Origin of the sequence: Nocardioides sp. (assembly GCF_044226305.1) — a bacterium.
In the GTDB taxonomy this organism is placed as follows: domain Bacteria; phylum Actinomycetota; class Actinomycetes; order Propionibacteriales; family Nocardioidaceae; genus Nocardioides.
Map to the genome: position 1 here is coordinate 160,766 of NZ_JBGAHF010000007.1, position 19,679 is coordinate 180,444.

General features: G+C 73.2%; 20 protein-coding genes. 14 read left to right on the forward strand and 6 right to left on the reverse strand.

Annotated features, from left to right (window positions below; translation table 11 throughout):
* Positions 1-12: 12 nt before the first annotated feature.
* From ACILQ5_RS09640 to ACILQ5_RS09650, 3 genes are read left to right on the forward strand one after another with little or no spacing between them, the layout of a single operon-like run.
* Complete coding sequence (locus ACILQ5_RS09640; protein ID WP_395657776.1) at positions 13-3,420, forward strand: error-prone DNA polymerase; 3,408 nt, start codon at positions 13-15, stop codon at positions 3,418-3,420.
* 47 nt (positions 3,421-3,467) lie between these two features.
* Entirely contained in the window at positions 3,468-4,694 is a 1,227-nt protein-coding gene (gene hemW / locus ACILQ5_RS09645) for a radical SAM family heme chaperone HemW (protein WP_395657777.1), read from the forward strand.
* Between the two features lie 28 nt (positions 4,695-4,722).
* On the forward strand, positions 4,723-5,223 hold the full coding sequence (locus tag ACILQ5_RS09650; protein WP_395657778.1) for a TM2 domain-containing protein: 501 nt from the start codon (positions 4,723-4,725) through the stop codon (positions 5,221-5,223).
* A 19-nt stretch (positions 5,224-5,242) separates the two neighbouring features.
* Here ACILQ5_RS09650 and ACILQ5_RS09655 read toward each other — a convergent pair whose 3' ends face one another.
* The 3 genes from ACILQ5_RS09655 to ACILQ5_RS09665 are packed head-to-tail and all read right to left on the reverse strand — an operon-like array spanning position 5,243 to position 7,277.
* Positions 5,243-6,091 (reverse strand): DUF3097 domain-containing protein, encoded by an 849-nt coding sequence (locus ACILQ5_RS09655; protein ID WP_395657779.1) that lies wholly within the window; start codon positions 6,089-6,091, stop codon positions 5,243-5,245.
* Between the two features lie 49 nt (positions 6,092-6,140).
* Positions 6,141-6,410, reverse strand: a complete 270-nt coding sequence (locus ACILQ5_RS09660) for a hypothetical protein (RefSeq protein ID WP_395657780.1) — start codon at positions 6,408-6,410, stop codon at positions 6,141-6,143.
* An 18-nt stretch (positions 6,411-6,428) separates the two neighbouring features.
* The gene (locus ACILQ5_RS09665; protein WP_395657781.1) at positions 6,429-7,277 is read right to left on the reverse strand and encodes an MBL fold metallo-hydrolase; all 849 of its coding nucleotides are present in this window, start codon (positions 7,275-7,277) and stop codon (positions 6,429-6,431) included.
* A gap of 79 nt (positions 7,278-7,356) precedes the next feature.
* Between ACILQ5_RS09665 and hrcA the strand changes: the two genes are divergently transcribed.
* From hrcA to ACILQ5_RS09680, 3 genes are read left to right on the forward strand one after another with little or no spacing between them, the layout of a single operon-like run.
* Positions 7,357-8,373, forward strand: a complete 1,017-nt coding sequence (gene hrcA / locus ACILQ5_RS09670) for a heat-inducible transcriptional repressor HrcA (protein ID WP_395657782.1) — start codon at positions 7,357-7,359, stop codon at positions 8,371-8,373.
* Between the two features lie 48 nt (positions 8,374-8,421).
* On the forward strand, positions 8,422-9,594 hold the full coding sequence (gene dnaJ / locus ACILQ5_RS09675) for a molecular chaperone DnaJ (protein WP_395657783.1): 1,173 nt from the start codon (positions 8,422-8,424) through the stop codon (positions 9,592-9,594).
* Between the two features lie 12 nt (positions 9,595-9,606).
* On the forward strand, positions 9,607-10,347 hold the full coding sequence (locus ACILQ5_RS09680; RefSeq protein WP_395657784.1) for a 16S rRNA (uracil(1498)-N(3))-methyltransferase: 741 nt from the start codon (positions 9,607-9,609) through the stop codon (positions 10,345-10,347).
* Between the two features lie 86 nt (positions 10,348-10,433).
* On the opposite strand, the gene ACILQ5_RS09685 is transcribed toward ACILQ5_RS09680, so the two are convergent.
* Both ACILQ5_RS09685 and ACILQ5_RS09690 read right to left on the reverse strand, forming a co-directional pair.
* On the reverse strand, positions 10,434-11,459 hold the full coding sequence (locus ACILQ5_RS09685) for a winged helix DNA-binding domain-containing protein (RefSeq protein WP_395657785.1): 1,026 nt from the start codon (positions 11,457-11,459) through the stop codon (positions 10,434-10,436).
* Positions 11,456-12,349 (reverse strand): Gmad2 immunoglobulin-like domain-containing protein, encoded by an 894-nt coding sequence (locus ACILQ5_RS09690; RefSeq protein WP_395657786.1) that lies wholly within the window; start codon positions 12,347-12,349, stop codon positions 11,456-11,458. The genes ACILQ5_RS09685 and ACILQ5_RS09690 overlap by 4 nt, the downstream gene beginning before the upstream one ends.
* Positions 12,350-12,504: 155 nt before the next feature.
* Between ACILQ5_RS09690 and ACILQ5_RS09695 the strand changes: the two genes are divergently transcribed.
* Both ACILQ5_RS09695 and ACILQ5_RS09700 read left to right on the forward strand, forming a co-directional pair.
* Positions 12,505-12,843, forward strand: a complete 339-nt coding sequence (locus ACILQ5_RS09695) for a histidine triad nucleotide-binding protein (RefSeq protein ID WP_395657787.1) — start codon at positions 12,505-12,507, stop codon at positions 12,841-12,843.
* Positions 12,840-14,054 (forward strand): hypothetical protein, encoded by a 1,215-nt coding sequence (locus ACILQ5_RS09700; protein WP_395657788.1) that lies wholly within the window; start codon positions 12,840-12,842, stop codon positions 14,052-14,054. Before ACILQ5_RS09695 ends, ACILQ5_RS09700 begins: the two co-directional genes overlap by 4 nt.
* Before the next feature lie 19 nt (positions 14,055-14,073).
* Here ACILQ5_RS09700 and ACILQ5_RS09705 read toward each other — a convergent pair whose 3' ends face one another.
* Positions 14,074-14,334 carry a hypothetical protein gene (locus tag ACILQ5_RS09705; protein WP_395657789.1) on the reverse strand — a complete coding sequence of 87 codons (261 nt, stop codon included), beginning with the start codon at positions 14,332-14,334 and terminating at the stop codon, positions 14,074-14,076.
* Positions 14,335-14,517: 183 nt separating this feature from the next.
* On the opposite strand from ACILQ5_RS09705, the gene ACILQ5_RS09710 reads away from it, so the two are divergent.
* The 6 genes from ACILQ5_RS09710 to ACILQ5_RS09735 are packed head-to-tail and all read left to right on the forward strand — an operon-like array spanning position 14,518 to position 19,678.
* Entirely contained in the window at positions 14,518-15,531 is a 1,014-nt protein-coding gene (locus ACILQ5_RS09710; protein WP_395657790.1) for a PhoH family protein, read from the forward strand.
* Between the two features lie 7 nt (positions 15,532-15,538).
* A complete protein-coding gene (gene ybeY / locus ACILQ5_RS09715) occupies positions 15,539-16,000 on the forward strand; it encodes an rRNA maturation RNase YbeY (protein ID WP_395657791.1) in 462 nt (153 codons plus the stop codon).
* Between the two features lie 18 nt (positions 16,001-16,018).
* Positions 16,019-17,302 (forward strand): hemolysin family protein, encoded by a 1,284-nt coding sequence (locus ACILQ5_RS09720; RefSeq protein ID WP_395657792.1) that lies wholly within the window; start codon positions 16,019-16,021, stop codon positions 17,300-17,302.
* Positions 17,295-17,648, forward strand: a complete 354-nt coding sequence (locus ACILQ5_RS09725; RefSeq protein ID WP_395657793.1) for a cytidine deaminase — start codon at positions 17,295-17,297, stop codon at positions 17,646-17,648. Before ACILQ5_RS09720 ends, ACILQ5_RS09725 begins: the two co-directional genes overlap by 8 nt.
* 34 nt (positions 17,649-17,682) lie before the next feature.
* On the forward strand, positions 17,683-18,276 hold the full coding sequence (locus ACILQ5_RS09730) for a TMEM175 family protein (protein ID WP_395657794.1): 594 nt from the start codon (positions 17,683-17,685) through the stop codon (positions 18,274-18,276).
* Positions 18,277-18,313: 37 nt separating this feature from the next.
* Positions 18,314-19,678, forward strand: coding sequence for an FAD-binding oxidoreductase (locus ACILQ5_RS09735; RefSeq protein WP_395657795.1), 1,365 nt, complete (start codon positions 18,314-18,316; stop codon positions 19,676-19,678).
* Position 19,679 lies beyond the last annotated feature (1 nt).

The window sequence follows — 19,679 nt, forward strand, 5'->3', positions numbered from 1 at the left end:
GGGCCGGGGCTGATGGGCTGGAACAACCCCGCGATGTCCTGGGGAGAGCTGGAGCGGCGACTCTCGGGCCGGGTCGTCATCCCGCAGGACCCCGAGGCGCCGATCTCGCAGCGCAAGCGCAAGCAGCAGCGGGTCGACGTGGAGCGCCCGAGCGGCGCGGTCACGCCGTACGCCGAGCTGCACTGCCACTCCAGCTTCAGCTTCCTCGACGGCGCCAGCGGCGCCGACCACCTCGTCCTCGAGGCGATCCGCCTGGGGCTGCACGCGCTGGCGATCACCGACCACGACGGTTTCTACGGTGCCCCGCTCTTCGCCGAGACCGCCCAGCTGCACGGCGGTCTGAAGACGGTGTACGGCGCCGAGCTCTCCCTCGGGCTGACCAAGCCGCAGAACGGCGTCGCCGACCCCGAGGGCAGCCACCTGCTCGTGCTCGCCCGCGAGGTCGAGGGCTACCACCGGCTGGCGGGGGCGATCACCGACGCCCAGCTGCGCGGCGACGAGAAGGGCCGGCCGGTCTATGACCTCGACGAGCTCGCCGATCGCGGACGCGGGCACTGGCTGGTGCTCACCGGCTGCCGCAAGGGGATGGTGCGCCAGGCGCTCACCCGCGGGCCGTCGTACGCCGCCGAGGAGCTGGACCGGCTGACCGCGCTGTTCGGGCACGAGCACGTCGCGGTCGAGCTGGTCGACCACGGCTTCCCGGGCGACTCCGCGACCAACGACCTGCTCGCCCGGCTCGCGGTGGACCACGGGCTGCCGTACGTCGCGACCAACAACGTGCACTACGCGCGCCCCGAGCAGCACCGGGTCGCCGACGCGATGGCCGCCGTGCGCGCCCGGCGCAGCCTGGCCGAGATGGACGGCTGGCTGCCGGCGTCCGGGATGGCGAGCCTGCGGTCGGGGGAGGAGATGGCGCGCCGGTTCGCCCGCTACCCCGGGGCGGTCGCGCGCAGCGTCGTGCTCGCCGACGAGGTCGCCTTCGACCTGCAGAAGGCCAGCCCCCGGCTGCCGAAGTTCGTCCCCGACGGCTGGACGCCGGCTGGCTGGCTGCGCGAGCTGACCGAGCGCGGCTTCGCGATCCGCTACGCCGGCACCCCCCACGAGCGCGAGGCCAGGGAGCGGGTCGAGCACGAGCTGCGGGTGATCGCCGAGAAGGACTTCGACGGCTACTTCGTGATCGTCCACGACATCGTGGCGTTCGCGCGCGACAGCGGGATCCTCTGCCAGGGCAGGGGATCCGCCGCCAGCTCGGCGGTCTGCTTCGCGCTCGGCATCACCGCGATCGACCCCGTCTTCTACCGCCTGCCGTTCGAGCGGTTCATCTCCCAACACCGCGAGGAGGAGCCCGACATCGACGTCGACTTCGACTCCGACAAGCGCGAGCTGGTGATCCAATGGGTCTACGACAAGTACGGACGCCACAACGCCGCGCAGGTCGCCAACGTCGTCGGCTACCGGCCCAAGATGGCGGTGCGCGACGCGGCCAAGGCGCTCGGCCACGCGCCGGGCCAGCAGGACGCCTGGTCCAAGCAGATCACCTCCTGGACGGCCGTGGAGCCGCGCGAGGGCAGCGAGCACGACGTGCCGGCCGCGGTCGTCGACCTCGCCAACGGCTTCCTCGGGGCGCCGCGCCACCTCGGCATCCACTCCGGCGGGATGGTGCTCACCGAGCGGCCGATCGGCGAGGTGGTGCCGATCGAGCGGGCCCGGATGGACAAGCGCACCGTGCTCCAGTGGGACAAGGACGCCTGCGAGTTCATGGGGCTGGTGAAGTTCGACCTGCTCGGGCTCGGGATGCTCAGCGCCCTCGACCACATGATGACGATCGTCCGGGAGCACCTCGGCGAGGACTGGACGCTCGCGACCATGCCGAAGGAGGAGCCGGCGGTCTACGACATGCTCTGCCGCGCCGACTCCGTCGGGGTCTTCCAGGTCGAGAGCCGCGCCCAGATCGGCACCCTGCCCCGGCTCCAGCCGCGCGAGTTCTACGACCTCGCGATCGAGATCGCGCTGATCCGGCCCGGGCCGATCCAGGGCGGCGCGGTGCACCCCTACGTGCGCCGGGCGACCGGTCGCGAGCCCGTCGAGTACGCCCACCCGTTGCTGATCCCGGTGCTCGAGCGCACCCGCGGGGTGCCGCTGTTCCAGGAGCAGCTGATGGACATGGCGCGCACCCTCGGCGACTGCAACCGCGACGAGGCCGACCTGCTGCGCCGGGCGATGGGCTCCAAGCGCGGCGTCGAGCGGATCGAGTCGGTCAAGGAGAAGCTGATGTCCGGCATGACCGCCAAGGGCATCACCGGGGAGCGGGCCGACCTGATCTACCAGCAGATCCTCTCGTTCGCGAACTTCGGCTTCGCCGAGAGCCACGCGTTGTCCTTCGCCAAGCTCGTCTACGCCAGCTCGTGGTGCAAGCTGCACTACCCCGGGGCCTTCCTCGCCGCGCTGCTGCGGGCGCAGCCGATGGGCTTCTACTCGCCGCAGTCGCTGGTCCACGACGCCCGCCGCCACGACGTCGAGGTGCTCCGTCCCGACCTCGCGCTCTCCGGCGCGACCGCCGACCTCGAGCTCGCGGACGGGGGCACGCCGGGACCGACCGGGCTGACCGCCTGCCTCGCCGACGGCGAGCGGGCCGAGTGGGTCCCCGGCACGCCCGACCCGACGCCCGAGCACCGGCGCGACACGTCGTACGCCGTCCGGCTCGGCCTGGACGCCGTGGGCGGGATCAGCACCGAGGTGGCCGAGCGGATCGTGGCCGCCCGTGCCGATCGGCCGTTCGTCGACCAGACCGACCTGTCCCGGCGCGCCGGGCTGGACGCGCGCCAGCTGGAGGCGCTCGCGACGGCGGGCGCGTTCGACGACGCCTTCGCATCGGGCCGCCTGTCGCGGCGGCAGGCGCTGTGGAACGCGGGCTGGACCGAGGGGGAGGAGCACCTCGAGGGCATCCGGGTCGCCGGCCCGGCGCCGACGCTGCCGGACATGGACGACGTCGAGATCACCATGGCCGACATGTGGGCGACCGGCATCACCCCCGGCGGCCACCCCTTCGAGCACCTGCGGGACCGGTTGCGGGCGGCCGGGATCAGGTCGGTGGCCGACACCTCCGTCGCCGAGCACGGCCGCCGGGTGCACGTCGCCGGGCTGGTCACCCACCGGCAGCGCCCGGGCACCGCGGGCGGGGTCACCTTCCTCAACCTCGAGGACGAGACCGGGATGCTCAACGTGATCTGCACCCAGGGGGTGTGGCGCCGGTTCCGGTCGGTCGCCACCAGCGCCGCGGGGATGGTCGTCCGCGGCATCCTCGAGCGTGAGGACGGGGTCACCAACCTGGTCGCCGACCGCCTGGACGCGATCGAGTCGGTCCACAGCGAGGCCGGCCAGGCGCTGCGCGACCGGCACCGCTCCCGCGACTTCCAGTGACTCGACCGTCAAGGAGTCTCGATCCGACGGGGTGGGAGACTGGAGGCGTGCCGTCCGTGCTGCCCGTAGGCGACCCCGTGCCCGAGGACGGCAGCCTCCCGGAGTCGGCGCTGGCGGGGGTCGGGACCCGGCCGTTCGGGGTCTACGTGCACGTCCCGTTCTGCACGGTGCGCTGCGGCTACTGCGACTTCAACACCTACACCGCCTCCGAGCTCGGCCCCGGAGCGAGCCGGGCGTCGTACGCCGACACGGCGATCGCGGAGGTGCGCCGGGCGCGCCGCGTGCTCGGTGCCGCCGACGTCCCGGTGAGCACCGTGTTCGTCGGCGGCGGCACGCCCACCCTGCTCCCGCCCGACGACCTCGGCCGGATCCTGCGGGCGGTCGACGACGAGCTCGGGCTGGCCCCGGGCGCGGAGGTCACCACCGAGGCCAACCCCGACAGCGTCGACGCCGCCGCGCTCGCCCGGCTGCGCGAGGTGGGGTTCACCCGGGTCTCGTTCGGGATGCAGTCCGCGGTCCCGCACGTCCTGGCCACCCTGGACCGCACCCACGACCCGCGGCGGGTCCCGGACGTCGTCGCCTGGGCGCGCGCGGCCGGTTTCGAGCGTTCCGCGGGCGGCAGCCTCAGCCTCGACCTCATCTACGGGACGCCGGGGGAGTCGGTCGCCGACTGGGAGACCACCCTCGACGCCGCGCTCGCCTGCGACCCGGACCACGTCTCGGCGTACTCCCTGATCGTCGAGGACGGCACCGCATTGGCCCGCCGGGTGAAGCGGGGCGAGCTGCCGATGCCCGACGAGGACGACCTCGCGGACAAGTACCTCCTCGCCGACGAGCGGCTCGCGGCCGCCGGGCTGTCCTGGTACGAGGTCTCCAACTGGGCCCGCGACGAGGACGCCCGGTGCCGGCACAACCTCCTCTACTGGACCGGCGGTGACTGGTGGGGCGTCGGCCCGGGCGCGCACAGCCACGTCGGCGGCGTGCGGTGGTGGAACGTCAAGCACCCGGCCGCGTACGCCGACCGGCTGGCCGCCGACCGCAGCCCGGCCCACGCGCGGGAGGTCCTCGGCGACGAGGACCGCCGGGTGGAGCGGGTGCTGCTCGAGCTCCGGCTGCGCGACGGGCTGCCGGTCGACGTGCTGGACGCCGCCGGCCGGGCCGCGGTGCCCGGCCTCGTGGAGCGCGGACTGGTCGTCGAGGAGCGCGCCCGGCTCGTCCCGACCCGGACCGGCCGGCTGCTGGCCGACGCGCTGGTCCGCGATCTGCTCCCGTAGCCCCTCCGACGGGTCTAGCGTGTCCGGCATGACTCAAGGTCCCGACACACCCGACCCGAACCAGCCGTCCGAGGGCCAGCCGACGCCGCCGCCGTCCGGCGAGCCGACCCCGCCCCCCTACGGCGAGCAGGCGCCGCCGCCCCCCTACGGCGAGCAGGCGCCCCCACCCGCCGAGCAGCAGGTGCCGCCGCCCTACGGGCAGCCCACCCCGGGCTACCCACAGCAGCCCCCGCAGCCCGGCTACGCGCCGTACGGCGCCAGCCCGGCCGCACCCTGGGGCGTGCACCCCGTCACGGGCGTGCCGTACTCCGACAAGAGCAAGCTGGTCGCCGGCCTGCTGCAGATCTTCCTCGGCGGCTTCGGCATCGGCCGGTTCTACATCGGTGACAACAAGACCGCCATCTGGCAGATCGTCGTCACGGTGCTGACCTGCGGCATCGGCTCCCTGTGGGGCCTGATCGACGGCATCATCATGCTCGCCACCGACAACGTCACCGACGCCCAAGGGCGACCGCTGCGCCAGAGCTGACGACGCTCGCGCCGGCCGCTCAGCCGGTCACGAAGTCGATCAGCTCCTCGACCCGGCCCAGCAGGGCCGGGTCGAGGTCGTGGTAGGACCCGACGCGGCCCAGGATCTGCTTCCAGGCGCGGGCGATGTCGGCCTGGTCGCGGTGCGGCCAGCCCAGCGCCTGGCAGACGCCCTTCTTCCACTCGACGTCGCGCGGCACGTCCGGCCAGCTCTGCATCCCCAGCCGCTCCGGCTTGACCGCGGCCCAGATGTCGACGAACGGGTGGCCGACGACCAGCACGTGCCGGCCGACCGGCGAGGCCGCGACCGCCTGGGCGATCCGGCTCTCCTTGGACCCGGCCACCAGGTGGTCGACCAGCACGCCGACCCGGCGGTCCGGGCCGGGGCCGAAGGCGCGCAGCTCGGCGACCAGGTCGTCGACGCCGTCGAGGTACTCCACGACCACGCCCTCGACCCGCAGGTCGTGGCCCCAGACCTTCTCGACCAGCTCGGCGTCGTGCCGGCCCTCGACGAAGATCCGGCTGGCCCGCGCGACCCGGGCCGGCGCGTCGTGGACGGCGACCGAGCCCGACGCCGACCGGGTCGGCCGCGGCGGTGCCGCGCGCCGCACGGGGGCGGTGAGGATGACCGGCCGGCCCTCGAGCAGGAACCCCGGGCCGAGCGGGAAGGTGCGCCGGCGGGCCCGACGGTCCTCCAGGGTGACCGTGTGCAGGTCGCGGTCGACAGCGACGATCTCGCCGCACCAGTCGGTGGTGACCTCCTCGACCACGGCGCCGATCTCGGCGGGCGCCTCCACGGCGCGGCCGCGCTTCGGGGCGCGCCAGTCGGAGGCGAGGACGTCGGTGCCGTAACGGTCGGTGGGGCTCACCGGCACCACGCTAGGCGGGACCGCCGACAGGGCCCCGGAGGGCGCGCCGTCAGCCCGCGGAGTCGTCCGAGGTGTCGTCCGGGGACCCGTCGTGGGACCCGTCGTGGGACCCGTCGTCGGACTGCTCCGGCAGCTTCCCGCCGAGCACGTCGAGCTCCTCGCGCGAGTGCGCGTCCTCCTCGTCGAGCTCCTGGGCCAGCGGGTTGTCGTCGGTCGGCTGCAGGTCCTCGGGCAGGTCCTCGTCGCCGATCCCGGTCCCGGTGCTCTCGGACTGGTCGCTGGGCTGGTCGCCGGCCTGCTCGCCGCTGTTCTCGCTCATGGCGTGGGCGTACCCACGTCACACCAGCGGCAACCGCTTCTGGCTGCGAGGCAGCTGCTCGTAGCCGCGCCGCACGGCCGTCGCCAGCCCCTCGCGCGGCCACGGCCACTCGCCCGCGGCGAGCGCCTCGTCGACGGGGACGCCGCGGGTGGCGAGGTCGCGGATCGTCTCCGCGACGATCCCGATGGTGTTGCGCTGCTCCTCGAGGAAGTCGCGGTCGACGACCGCGCCGTGCCCGGGAACCACGACGGTGCCTGCGGTCGACAGTCCCAGCGCCACGTCGAGGGTCAGCGGCCAGTCCATCGGCCAGCTGTCCTCGCCGTACGACGGCGGTGCGGACTCCTCGAGCAGGTCGCCGGCGAGCAGCACGTCGGAGTCGGGGACCCGGACGACGAGGTCGCCCGCGGTGTGCCCGCGGCCCGGGTGGACCAGCTCGACGAACCGGTCGCCGAGGTCGAGGGCGAGGGCGGAGGAGAAGGTGCGGTCGGCGGGGACCACGACGGTCTCCAGCACCTCGTCGCGGTGCGGGTCGTCGGGGTCCTCGGCGTACGCGCGCTTGATGCGCTCGCCGGCCGCCACGGTCTGCTCCGCCGCGACCTCGTGGGCGTAGATCGGCAGCGCGCCGTAGGAGCCGCGGAAGGTGTCGTTGCCGAAGGTGTGGTCGAAGTGCTCGTGGGTGTTGACGATGCCGACCACCTCGCCGACGCCGAGGCGGCGGACGTCGTCGACGACCTCGCGGGCGGCGAGCCCGGAGGAGTGCGTGTCGACGACCAGGAGGCCGCGGTCACCCCCGACGAGGGTGATGTTGACGTCGAACCACGCGTAGCGCGCGACCCAGACCCGGTCGGCGACCTCGGTGAACCCCACCGTGCCACCCTACGGCTAGTAGTCTTGGCACTCCGCGGAGCAGAGTGCCAGTCGAGTGCCAGCAGGTGAGGAGGCGTCCATGCAGGAGGAGCGCAGGCTCGCCGTGCTGCGCGCGATCGTGGAGGACTACGTCGCCACCGAGGAGCCGGTCGGCTCGAAGGCCCTCGTCGAACGGCACGGCCTCGGTGTCTCGCCCGCCACGGTCCGCAACGACATGGCCGCCCTCGAGGACGAGGGCTACATCGCCCAGCCGCACACCAGCGCCGGCCGGGTGCCGACCGACAAGGGCTACCGCCTGTTCGTCGACCGGCTGACCACGGTCAAGCCGATGAGCGCGGCGGAGCGGCGGGCGATCGCCACCATCCTGGACGGCGCGATCGACCTCGACGACGTCGTCCAGCGCTCGGTGCGCCTGCTCGCGCAGCTGACCCGCCAGGTCGCCGTCGTCCAGTACCCCACGCTGTCGCGGTCCACCGTCCGCCACATCGAGCTGATCGGCATCGCGCCGACGCGGCTGCTCGTCGTCCTCATCCTCAGCACCGGTCGCGTGGAGCAGCGCGTCGTCGAGACGCCCGTCGAGGTCGCCGACGCCGGGCTCGCCGACCTCCGCGCGCTGGTCAACCGCGCCGCGGTGGGCGAGATCATCGCCGACGCGGCGTCCGCGCTGCGGGGGCTGGTGCCCGGCGAGGGCGCCGACCCCACCACCGCCGCGGTCGTCGACGTGCTCGTCGAGGCGATGTCCGACCACCGCAGTGACGAGCGGGTCGCGGTCGGCGGCGCCGCCAACCTGGCCCGGTTCGGCGACCACTTCGACTCCGCCGTCCGACCGCTCCTCGAGGCCCTCGAGGAGCACGTCGTGCTGCTCAAGCTGCTCGGCGAGGCGACCACCGGGGACATGCTCACGGTCCGCATCGGGCACGAGGGTCCGTACCAGGAGCTCGCCTCGACCAGCGTCGTCGCCACCGGCTACGGGCCCGGCGACGAGGCGTTCGCCCGGCTCGGCATCGTCGGACCGACCCGCATGGACTACCCGGGATCCATGGCCGCCGTGCGTGCCGTGGCGCGCTACGTGTCGCGCATCCTCGACGAGGCCTGAGCCCGGCCGCCCGCATCCCCCGCAACCACGACGAAGGAAACAGAGACGTTGAGCCAGGACCTGTACGAGCTTCTCGGTGTCGACCGCGGCGCGGACGCCGACGCCATCAAGAAGGCCTACCGGCGGCTCGCGCGGCAGTACCACCCCGACGTCAACCCGGACCCGGCCGCCCAGGAGCGCTTCAAGGAGATCTCCCGCGCCTACGAGGTGCTCTCCGACCCGGCCAAGCGGGCGTCGTACGACCGCGGTGGTGACCCGTTCGGCGGCGCCGCCGGGTTCGGGCAGGGAGCCGGCTTCTCCTTCACCGACATCATGGACGCGTTCTTCGGCGGCGGCGGAGGTGCGGCCGGCGGCCGCGGCCCCCGCCCGCGCGAGCGCCGCGGCCAGGACGCGCTGATCCGCCTCGAGGTCGAGCTCGCGGACGCCGCGTTCGGCGTGACCCGCGAGCTCAAGGTCGACACCGCGGTCCTGTGCACCACCTGCCACGGCGCGGGCGCGGCGCCGGGCAGCCACCTGGTGCCGTGCGAGACCTGCCGCGGTGCGGGCGAGGTGGCCCACGTGCAGCGCTCGTTCCTGGGCGAGATCCGCACCCTGCGCCCGTGCGCGGCCTGCCGGGGCTACGGCACGATCATCCCGGACCCGTGCCGCGAGTGCGGCGGCGACGGTCGGGTGCGCTCGCGGCGGACCCTGACCGTGAAGATCCCCGCCGGCGTCGACGACGGGACCCGGGTGCAGCTGACCGGCGAGGGTGAGGTCGGCCCCGGGGGCGGGCCGGCCGGCGACCTGTACGTCGAGATCCACATCGCGCCGCACCCGACGTTCTCCCGGCACGGCAGCGACCTGCACTGCACGGTGTCGCTGCCGATGTCGGCCGCGGCCCTGGGGACCACCCTCACGCTGCCGACCCTCGAGGCCGACGTCGTCACCGGCGACGCCGCCGAGTCCGAGCTGGAGACGACCTTCGACCTCGACATCCGGCCCGGCACCCAGTCCGGGACCGAGCAGGTGCTGCGCGGTCGCGGCGTCCCGGGGCTGCGCGGCGGACGCGGCGACCTGGTCGTCACCGTGGTCGTCGAGACCCCGACCCGGCTCGACCCGCGCCAGGAGGAGCTGCTGCGCGAGCTCGCCGCCATCCGGGGCGAGGAGGCGCCGTCGGGGCAGGTCCGGGCCGCCCACAAGGGCATGTTCGGCCGGCTCCGCGACGCGTTCAACGCGCACTGACCGGCGCCCGCGATGTCCCTGCCGGTCCACCTCGTGCCGACGCTCACCGGCGTCGGGGTGGGCGCCGAGGTCACGGTCGAGGGTGACGAGGCGCACCACGCGGTCGCCGTACGACGGCTGCGCGTCGGCGAGCACGTCGTGCTCACCGACGGAGCCGGGACGGCGGCGCGCGGCGTCGTCGCGTCGACCGGGAAGCGGGTCTTCGCGGTGGTCGTCGAGGAGGTCGTGACGCATCCCCGGCCCGCGCCGGAGCTGGTCGTCGTCCAGGCGATCCCCAAGGGCGACCGCGGTGAGCTCGCGGTCGAGGTGCTGACCGAGGTCGGGGCCGCGCGGGTCGTGCCGTGGGCCGCCTCCCGCAGCGTCGTGGTCTGGAAGGGCGAGCGCGCCGCGAAGGCGCTGGCCCGGTGGCGCTCGACCGCCCGCGAGGCGGCCAAGCAGGCCCGCCGCTCCTGGTTCCCCGAGGTCGCGGAGCCGGTCGGCACCGCCGGTGCCGCCGCCCTGGTGGCGGAGGCGGACCTCGCCGTCGTGCTGCACGAGGAGGCGACCGGGTCCCTGGCCGGCCTCGAGGTGCCCGCCAGCGGGACGGTCGTCGTCGTGGTCGGGCCCGAGGGCGGGCTCACCGAGGAGGAGGTCGCGGCGTTCGTGGCCGCCGGGGCCGTGTCGGTCCGCCTCGGTGCCGAGGTGCTCCGCACCTCCACCGCCGGGGTCGTCGCCGTCGCGGCGCTGCTCTCGCGCACGTCGCGCTGGGGGTGAGCCGCGGCCGGCCGGACGTCATACGTACCGGTCGCCGGGACCGCCGGCCCGGATGACGTCCCCTGCCCGCCCCGCGGGGCGAGCGCTCAGCTCGCCAGCAGCGCGTCCACCCGGGCCAGCTCGGCGTCGAGGTCGTCGCGCTCGGCGGGGGTGAGGTCGCGGAACAGCTGGACGACGCGCGCCCGGCCGTCCTCGACGCGCCAGAGGCCGGCCAGCCAGCCGTCGACGAACACCGTGCACGCGACGCCGCCGTTCGCCCCCATCCAGTTGCCGCGGGTGCCCGCCTCGGTGACCCGGTCACGTGCGGCGTGCGCGAGCCAGAGGTTGTCGTAGGTGCCGAGCAGCCGCACCGGTGCCGGGGCGTCCTCGTCCTCGACCACGCCGTCGGCCACGTCGAAGAGCACCTTGCCGTCCTCGTCCTCGTGACGCACCAGGTCGGCCATGCCGAGCAGCACCGGACGCAGCCGGGTCACCCCGGACCACACGGCGAGGTCGGCGGCGGTGGCGGGACCGAAGCCGCGCAGGAAGCGCCGCACCACCTCCTCGGTGTCCGCGGTGCCGAGCACGCCGCCCGTGCGCCGTTCGAGGTGGTCCCAGACGATGCCGCCCGCGCCCTTCCACGCGCCCCGGGGCGGCAGCTGCACCAGGGGCACGATGGTCCGGGCCACCACCGCGAGCTCCGCGGGGGTCCCGGGCAGCCGGGCGGCGAGCAACTCGCCGAGCTCCCGGTGCTCCACCGGCCTGTCGGCCAGGGCCTCCGTCACGACCGCGACCACCTCGTCGTGCGACGCCGGCACCCGCCCGGCCATCTGCTTCTCCAGCGAGGGCTGCAGCCACGGGCGCAGCGCCAGCGCGTCGTCCGCGACGTGTAGGTGCAGCGTGCCGCGCAGGCTGCCCAGCCGCACCCAGGTGCCGTCCTCGAGCCCGCGCGTCACGGCGTGCGGGTCGAACGACGCCAGCCGCGCGTGCAGCGAGAGGTACGGCGGCAGCGACTCCTGCGCCTGCAGCCCGACCACGTCGCGGGCGACCGCCGCGGGCGTGAGGTCCGCGCGCTCGAGGAGGTGCTGGCGCCGCAGCAGCGTGCGGTTGAGCCGTCGGCGGCTCAGCCTCACGAGACCGTGATCGTCTTGGAGTCGACCGTCGGCCCGGCACCCTCGCCGCCGGACGGGTCGTCGGTCATCGCGACGAACGTATACACCCCCGGCTCGAGGCCGGAGACGTCGACCTCGGTCTCCCAGGGGTAGAGCTTGTCCATCCAGCCCTCGGCGGTGGCCGAGCCTTGGGCCACGACCCGGTCGTCGGCGTCACGCAGCTCCCAGGGGGTGGTGGCCTCGAACGAGCTGGAGACGCCGCTGGCGGTGAAGGACCCGCTGACCTCCGCGTTCGACTCGGGCGAGGTGACGTTCACGAGCGCCAGGGTCTTGATCGGGTCCGCCGCGGTGAAGCCGTCCTCGGACGCGACCCCGAGGACCTGGGTCGCGCCCCCCGAGGAGTCGGTGAAGGTGATCGGCTCGCGCGACTGGAGCACGCCCTGCGCCGTGTAGACCAGCTGCTGCAGCGCCAGCAGCGCGTCGGTCTGGCTCATGCCCTTCGGTGCCCGCGTCCAGGAGTCGTCGGGCAGCGCCACGGTGGCGTCGCCGGAGGTCGAGAACGTCCCGGCGGGCAGCAACGTGCCGTAGTCCGGGTCGAGCGCCTCCCCGGAGGCGGCGAGCGAGAGGGCCGCGCCGAGCGGGTCGGCGGCGTCGACCTTGCGGAACTCCCGGTAGAGCCGCGGCCCCTGGGGGGTCTCCCCGACGAAGTAGACGGGCACCGTCACCTGGTCGGCCTGCGCGGTGGAGCTCGGCGAGGACCCGTCCGAGGGCGTGCTGCCCGCGCTGTGGTGCCGGGTCGGACCGCTCGCGGGGCTCTGGTCCTCCGCCGAGTCGCTGCCGCACCCTGCGAGCAGGGTCGTCGCGACCAGCGCGGCGACGAGGAGGGCGGCGGAGCGGGGTCGGCGGGTCATGTCCCCATCCTCCCGACGACGCGGCGTCATCGGACGACGATCGTGCGCGTGTCGCGGTACGGACCCGGACCCTCACCGCCCGGTCCGTCATCGGGCTCACGCCAATGGGACGCCTCGTGACCGCCGACGGTTTACGCTCGCACCGAGGAGGATTCGTGGAGGACTGCATCTTCTGCAAGATCGTGGCGGGCGAGATCCCGGGCGAGGTCGTGCACACCACCGAGCGGACGGTCGCCTTCCGCGACCTCAGCCCGCAGGCGCCGACCCACGTCCTGGTCGTGCCGCGCCGGCACTTCGCGAACGCCGCCGAGCTCGCCGCCGGGGACCCCGAGGCCTCCGCCGAGCTGGTGACCACGGCGGCCGCCGTCGCCACCGCCGAGGGGTACGACGACTACCGGCTCGTCTACAACACCGGGCCGGGCGTCGGGCAGACGGTCTTCCACACCCACCTGCACCTGCTGGCGGGCCGCGCGATGACCTGGCCGCCGGGATGAGCCGCCGGCTCGTCCGTGTCCTCGGGGTCCTCGTCACGCTCGTCCTCGCGCTCGCCTTCGCCGGGTGCGTGCAGGAGGGGCAGGACCGGCGCACCGGATCGCCGTCAGAGGTCCTGAAGCCGCCGGAGCCGCCGGAGGTCGTGGCCAGCCAGCTCGCCGACCTCCCGGCCGGCAAGAAGCTGCCGCTGCGCCCGGGCGAGCACCGGATGACGCTCACGATGCCCGAGGAGTACACCCCGTCCCCGCCCACGCCCGGCGGCACCGACGACTACCGCTGCTTCCTGCTCGACCCGAAGCTGAAGGACGACGTCTGGCTCACCGGGAGCAACGTGCTGCCGGGCAACCCGCTCGTCGTCCACCACGTGATCCTGTTCCGCCTGCCTCCCGAGAAGACGGCGGCGGCCGAGGCCAAGGACGCGGCCGACGACGGCGAGGGCTGGCAGTGCTTCGGCGGCACCGGGATCGAGGGCGACTTCGACGACATCGACGACGCCGACTGGCTGGCGGCCTGGGCGCCCGGTGGCGACGAGACCAAGGTGAGCGACGGGTACGGCGTGCGGCTGGCCCAGGGCTCCCGGATCGTCATGCAGGTGCACTACAACCTGCTCCAGGGCGCGGCACCGGACGTCTCGAGCACACAGCTGCGCTGGATGCCGGCGCACCGCGACCTGACCCCGCTGCACACCGTCCTGCTGCCGGCGCCGGTCGAGCTGCCCTGCCGGTCCGGGCACGACGACGGCCCGCTATGCGACCGGGACGCCGCCGTCCACGACGTCCTGCAGCGCTTCGGCGGCGCGGGCAACACCAACGCCCTGCTGCACCTGCTGTGCGGCGGTGACATCGTCCCGGGCAACACGCAGACCTGCGACCGGCGCGTCCCCCAGGGGATGTCGGTCCTGGGCGTGGCCGGCCACATGCACCTGCTCGGCCGCAAGATCAGGATCGAGACCAACCCCGGGACGCCCGAGGCGAGGACGATCCTGGACATCCCGGTCTGGGACTTCGACAACCAGGGCACCAAGCCGATCAAGCCGGTCCACCTCGACGCCGGTGACGTCGTCCGGATCACCTGCACCCACCAGCAGTGGCTGCGCGACCGGTTGCCGGCGTTCCAGGGCCAGGACGAGCGCTACGTGATCTGGGGCGAGGGCAGCACCGACGAGATGTGCCTCGGCCTGCTCCAGGTGGCCTTCGACAGCGAGTCGTCGTGACCCCGCGCCCGGGCGGGGCTCAGAACAGGTAGAAGACCCGCATCAGCGCGAAGACGACCGGCAGCCCGAACACCACGAGCATCACCCAGGCCGTCAACCGGTGCACCGGCTTGGCCGAGTCGAGCCGACCGGCGAAGTCGAGCAGTGCGCCGTCGGGCACGTGGTGGGTCAGCCCCATCCGCACGGCCTGGTCGGGCAGGTGCTGGCCTGCGAACCAGCACGGCGGGGTGTCGTCGTCGTGGTCGTCGTCGGCGTCCTCCCAGTCGTCGACCTCCCGCATGCGCCCACCGTACTCGCGGCCCCTCCGGGGCAGGTGCTTTCCGACCAGCGCGCTGCCGGGCGGCCGCTCCCGGCCACTCCCTGGGTCACCCGTCCCTGCGTTACTCGCTGGGCGCGCTCGCGCGCAGCCCGTAGCATGGACGTGCTCGCTCACCCTCTCGAAAGGCAGCCCGTCCGGGCATCCATGACAGACACCAACCAGCACGGGGACCGTGCCAACGCCACCCGGCACACGGTCGTGGTCCCCAACAGCATCAACATGGTCAGCCTCCTCGGCCCCGGTGACGAGCACCTCGGTCTGATCGAGCGCTCGTTCGACGCCGACGTGCACGTCCGCGGCAACCGGATCACGCTGCACGGTGAGCCGGGCGAGGTCGCCCTCGCCGAGCGGCTCATCGACGAGCTGGTCACCATCATCCGCACCGGTCAGGGCGTCACCGCCGAGACCGTCGAGCGGGTGCTGGGCATGCTCCGGGCCGAGACCACCGAGCGGCCCGCCGACGTGCTCAGCCTCAACATCCTCAGCAACCGTGGCCGGTCCATCCGCCCGAAGACGCTGAACCAGAAGCGCTACGTCGACTCGATCGACAAGCACACGATCACCTTCGGGATCGGCCCGGCCGGCACCGGCAAGACCTACCTGGCGGTCGCGAAGGCCGTGCAGGCGCTCCAGTCGAAGAACGTCAACCGGATCATCCTCAGCCGGCCGGCCGTCGAGGCCGGCGAGAAGCTCGGGTTCCTGCCCGGCACGCTCACCGAGAAGATCGACCCCTACCTGCGCCCGCTGTACGACGCGCTGCACGACATGGTCGACCCCGAGACGATCCCCAAGCTGCTCGCCGCGGGCACCATCGAGGTCGCGCCCCTGGCGTTCCTGCGCGGCCGGTCGCTGAACGACTCCTTCATCATCCTCGACGAGGCGCAGAACACCACGCCCGAGCAGATGAAGATGTTCCTCACCCGGCTCGGCTTCGGGTCCAAGATCGTGGTCACAGGCGACGTCACCCAGACCGACCTGCCCAGCGGTCAGAAGTCCGGGCTGCGGGCGGTGGAGGAGATCCTCGACGAGGTCGAGGACATCTCGTTCAACCGGCTCACCAGCCACGACGTCGTCCGGCACAAGCTCGTCGGCCGGATCGTCGCGGCCTACGACGACCACGAGGCGCGCTCGGGGCTCAAGCAGGCCCACCAGCAGTGAGCCGCCGATGAGCATCGAGATCCTCAACGAGTCCGGCGTCGAGCTCGACGAGAAGCGGCTGGCGGCGCTGAGCCGGTTCGTCCTCGGCCGGATGCGCGTGCACCCGCTGGCGGAGCTGTGCATCAAGGCCGTCGACGAGCCGACGATCGCCCAGCTCAACGCGCAGTGGATGGAGAAGGAGGGACCGACCGACGTCCTGGCCTTCCCGATGGACGAGCTGCGGCCGGGCCTGGTCAACGAGGACCCCGAGGAGGGCGTGCTCGGCGACCTGGTGCTCTGCCCCGAGGTCGCCGCCCGGCAGGGCGAGACGGCCGGTCACGGCGCCGAGGCCGAGGTCGAGCTGCTCACCGTCCACGGGATCCTCCACCTGCTGGGCTACGACCACGCCGAGCCCGAGGAGCACCGGGTGATGTTCGGGCTGCAGGACGAGCTCCTCGCGGCCTGGCGGGCCGAGGCGCCCGCCCAGTGACCGCCCGGTGATGGCGCGGTGAACGTCTGGCTGCTGCTCGCCGCGGCCGCCCTCGTCGTCCTGGCCGGGCTGTTCTCGGCCGCGGACGCGGCGCTGTCGTCGTTCTCCCGCGCCCGGGCCGAGGAGCTGCGCGCCGAGGGCCGCGCCGGGGCGACCCGGCTGGTCGTCCTGCTCGACGACCTGCCGCGCTACCTCAACACCGCCCTGCTGCTGCGGCTGCTGTGCGAGATCTCCGCGATCGTGCTGGTCACCCTCGAGCTCCAGTCGGCGTACGACGCGTGGTGGCCCACCGTGCTCACCGCGATCGGCGTGATGCTGCTGGTGTCGTTCATCGCGATCGGGGTCGCCCCGCGCACCCTCGGCCGCCAGCACGCCGACCGGGTCGCGCTCGCGTCGGCCGCGCCGGTCGCCACCTTCACCGCGATCCTCGGCCCGCTGCCGCGGCTGCTCATCCTGGTCGGCAACGCGCTGACCCCCGGCAAGGGCTTCCGTGAGGGCCCCTTCTCGACCGAGACCGAGCTGCGCGAGCTCGTGGACCTCGCCGAGGCCTCGGCGGTCATCGAGTCCGGCGAGCGGAAGATGATCCACTCCGTCTTCGAGCTCGGCGACACCACCGCGCGCGAGGTGATGGTCCCGCGGACCGAGGTCGTCTTCATCGAGCGCTACAAGAACCTGCGCCAGACGCTCTCGCTGTTCCTGCGCAGCGGCTACTCGCGGGTGCCGGTCATCGGGGAGAACCTCGACGAGGTCGTCGGGATCGCCTACCTCAAGGACATTGTGCGCCGGGACTTCGAGGCGCCGGACGTCGAGTTCACCCAGCGCATCGACGAGGTGATGCGACCGGCGCACTTCGTCCCCGACTCCAAGCCGGTCGACGCGCTGCTCTCGGAGATGCAGGCGATCCGCCAGCACATCGCCGTCGTCGTCGACGAGTACGGCGGGACCGCCGGCCTGGTCACGATCGAGGACGTGCTGGAGGAGATCGTCGGCGAGATCGCGGACGAGTACGACGAGGAGACCGTCGACGTCGAGGAGCTCGAGGACGGCTCGGTGCGGGTGTCCTCGCGCTACCCGATCGACGACCTCGACGAGCTCTTCGGCGACGAGGTCGAGGAGGAGGACGTCGACAGCGTCGGCGGCCTGATGGCCAAGCACCTCGGCCTGGTCCCGATCCCGGGGTCGGTGGTCGAGGCGCACGGGCTGCGCTTCGAGGCGGAGGCGGCCTCGGGCCGCCGCAACAAGATCGGCACCGTGCGGATCGCCCGGGTGCCGCAGGACGGGAGCGAGGACGACGATGGGTGAGGTCTCCGACGGGCTGGCGGCGGAGGACCGCAAGCTGGTGACGCTGGCCCGGGCGACACGGGCGCGCACCGGAGCGGCCGAGGGCGCCGCCGTACGCGACGCCGACGGCCGCACGTACGCCGCCGCGACGGTCGCGCTGCCGTCCCTGCAGGTCTCGGCGGTCGGCGTGTGCGTGGCGATGGCCGTCGCGTCGGGTGCCAAGGGACTCGAGGCCGCGGTGGTGCTCACCGAGGCGGACGCGGTCGCCCCCGCCGACCTCGACGCGCTGCGGGACCTCGGCGGCGCCGGGGTCGTGGTCCACCGCGGCGACGCGCGCGGCGCGGTCGTGGAGACGGTCGCGACCTGACCCATCCGGGGGCGGCCGCTGACATGATGCCGCCATGCCCACCAGCCGCCTCGAGGCGTTCAGCGACGGCGTGCTCGCCATCATCATCACGATCATGGTGCTCGAGCTGCGCCCGCCCGAGGGTCCGACCCTCGAGGACCTCGGTGACGTCAGCACCGGCTTCCTGACCTACCTGCTGAGCTTCGTCTACATCGGCATCTACTGGAACAACCACCACCACATGTTCCAGCTGGTGACCCGGGTGAACGGGGCCGTGCTGTGGGCCAACCTCGACCTGCTCTTCTGGCTCTCGCTCTACCCCTTCACGACCGCCTGGATGGACGAGACCGGCCTGGCCCGGACGCCGGTCATCGTCTACGGGATCAACCTCTTCGCCGCCGGAGCCGCCTACTACCTCCTGCAGATCGCCATCAAGCGCGCCGAGGGTCCGGACGGCGTCTTCCGCCAGGCGCTCGGGCGCGACCTCAAGGGCAAGATCTCGCCGCCCCTCTACCTGGTCGGCATCCTGGCCGCGGCCTGGGTGTCGGTGTCCCTGGCCATGGTCTTCTACGCCGTCGTCGCCGCGATCTGGCTGGTGCCGGACCGCCGGATGGAGAGCTTCGTCGCCCGGCACGCATCGACGGTCTGACACACGCCGGTCACAGGTCTGGAGTAAGTTTCCGTCCGTGGATCTGCGGGGCTGGGCAGCGCACGAGGCGGCCGTCGACCGACTGCGGTCGTCGTACGCCGCGATCCCGCCGGGTGCTCCGGTGCGACTGGCGAAGAAGACGTCGAACCTCTTCCGCCCCCGCACGGCCACCTCGGCGCCTGGTCTGGACGTGTCCGGCCTCGACGGCGTGATCGCCATCGACGTCGACGCACGCACCGCCGACGTCCAGGGCATGTGCACCTACGAGGACCTCGTCGACGCGACGCTGCCGCACGGGTTGATCCCGTACGTCGTCCCGCAGCTGCGCACGATCACGCTCGGTGGCGCCGTGACCGGGCTGGGCATCGAGTCGACCAGCTTCCGCAACGGTCTGCCGCACGAGTCGGTGCTGGAGATGGACGTGTTCACCGGCGCCGGTGACGTGGTCACCTGCGCGCCCGACGGTGAGCACGCCGACCTGTTCGACGCGTTCCCCAACTCCTACGGCTCGCTCGGCTACGCGACCCGGTTGCGTATCCGGCTGGAGCAGGTGCCCGGCCACGTCGCCCTGCGGCACGTGCGCTTCGACGACCTCGGCCTGCTGTCCAAGTCGATCGCGGAGATCGCCGAGACGGCGTCGTACGACGGGCAGCGCGTCGACGCCTTCGACGGCGTCGCGTTCGAGCCGGGGGAGTACTACCTCACGCTCGCGACCTGGCAGGACGAGCCGGCCCCGACCAGCGACTACACCGGTCAGCAGATCTACTACCGGTCCATCCAGCAGCGGGAGACCGACACCCTCACCACCTACGACTACCTGTGGCGCTGGGACACCGACTGGTTCTGGTGCTCGGGCGCGTTCGGCGTCCAGAACCCCACGGTGCGGCGGCTGTGGCCCAAGCGTTGGCGGCGCTCGGACGTCTACCACAAGCTGATCGGTCTGGACCGGCGGATCGGCTTCGCCGACTGGCTGGACCGGCGTCAGGGCAAGCCGCTGCGCGAGCGCGTGATCCAGGACGTCGAGGTGCCGGTCGACCGGCTGCCGGAGTTCCTGGAGTGGTTCGACGAGGCGGTCGGCATGCGACCGGTGTGGCTGTGCCCCTGCAAGGCGCTCCGTGACTGGCCCACCTATCCGCTCGAGCCCGACCGGCTCTACGTCAACGTCGGCTTCTGGGGCACCGTCCACGTGGGTCCGGACGCGCTCGACGGACCGCGCAACCGTGCGATCGAGGCCGAGGTGCACGAGCTCGGCGGCCACAAGTCGCTCTACAGCGAGGCCTTCTACGACCGGAAGACCTTCGACCAGCTCTACGACGGCGAGAACCTCGCCGCCGTGAAGGGGCGCTACGACCCCGATGACCGGCTGACCAGCCTCTACGACAAGGCGGTGAAGAGACAGTGAC

What these genes read in the sequence shown, in the direction of transcription:
- ACILQ5_RS09680 (WP_395657784.1), top strand. Translation starts at nt 9,607, where the DNA reads ATGTCCCTGCCGGTCCACCTCGTGCCGACGCTCACCGGCGTCGGGGTG.
- ACILQ5_RS09650 (WP_395657778.1), top strand. Translation starts at nt 4,723, where the DNA reads ATGACTCAAGGTCCCGACACACCCGACCCGAACCAGCCGTCCGAGGGC.
- ybeY (WP_395657791.1), top strand. Translation starts at nt 15,539, where the DNA reads ATGAGCATCGAGATCCTCAACGAGTCCGGCGTCGAGCTCGACGAGAAG.
- ACILQ5_RS09660 (WP_395657780.1), bottom strand. Translation starts at nt 6,410, where the DNA reads ATGAGCGAGAACAGCGGCGAGCAGGCCGGCGACCAGCCCAGCGACCAG.
- ACILQ5_RS09725 (WP_395657793.1), top strand. Translation starts at nt 17,295, where the DNA reads ATGGGTGAGGTCTCCGACGGGCTGGCGGCGGAGGACCGCAAGCTGGTG.
- ACILQ5_RS09690 (WP_395657786.1), bottom strand. Translation starts at nt 12,349, where the DNA reads ATGACCCGCCGACCCCGCTCCGCCGCCCTCCTCGTCGCCGCGCTGGTC.
- ACILQ5_RS09705 (WP_395657789.1), bottom strand. Translation starts at nt 14,334, where the DNA reads ATGCGGGAGGTCGACGACTGGGAGGACGCCGACGACGACCACGACGAC.
- ACILQ5_RS09730 (WP_395657794.1), top strand. Translation starts at nt 17,683, where the DNA reads ATGCCCACCAGCCGCCTCGAGGCGTTCAGCGACGGCGTGCTCGCCATC.
- ACILQ5_RS09710 (WP_395657790.1), top strand. Translation starts at nt 14,518, where the DNA reads ATGACAGACACCAACCAGCACGGGGACCGTGCCAACGCCACCCGGCAC.
- ACILQ5_RS09700 (WP_395657788.1), top strand. Translation starts at nt 12,840, where the DNA reads ATGAGCCGCCGGCTCGTCCGTGTCCTCGGGGTCCTCGTCACGCTCGTC.
- hrcA (WP_395657782.1), top strand. Translation starts at nt 7,357, where the DNA reads ATGCAGGAGGAGCGCAGGCTCGCCGTGCTGCGCGCGATCGTGGAGGAC.
- ACILQ5_RS09640 (WP_395657776.1), top strand. Translation starts at nt 13, where the DNA reads ATGGGCTGGAACAACCCCGCGATGTCCTGGGGAGAGCTGGAGCGGCGA.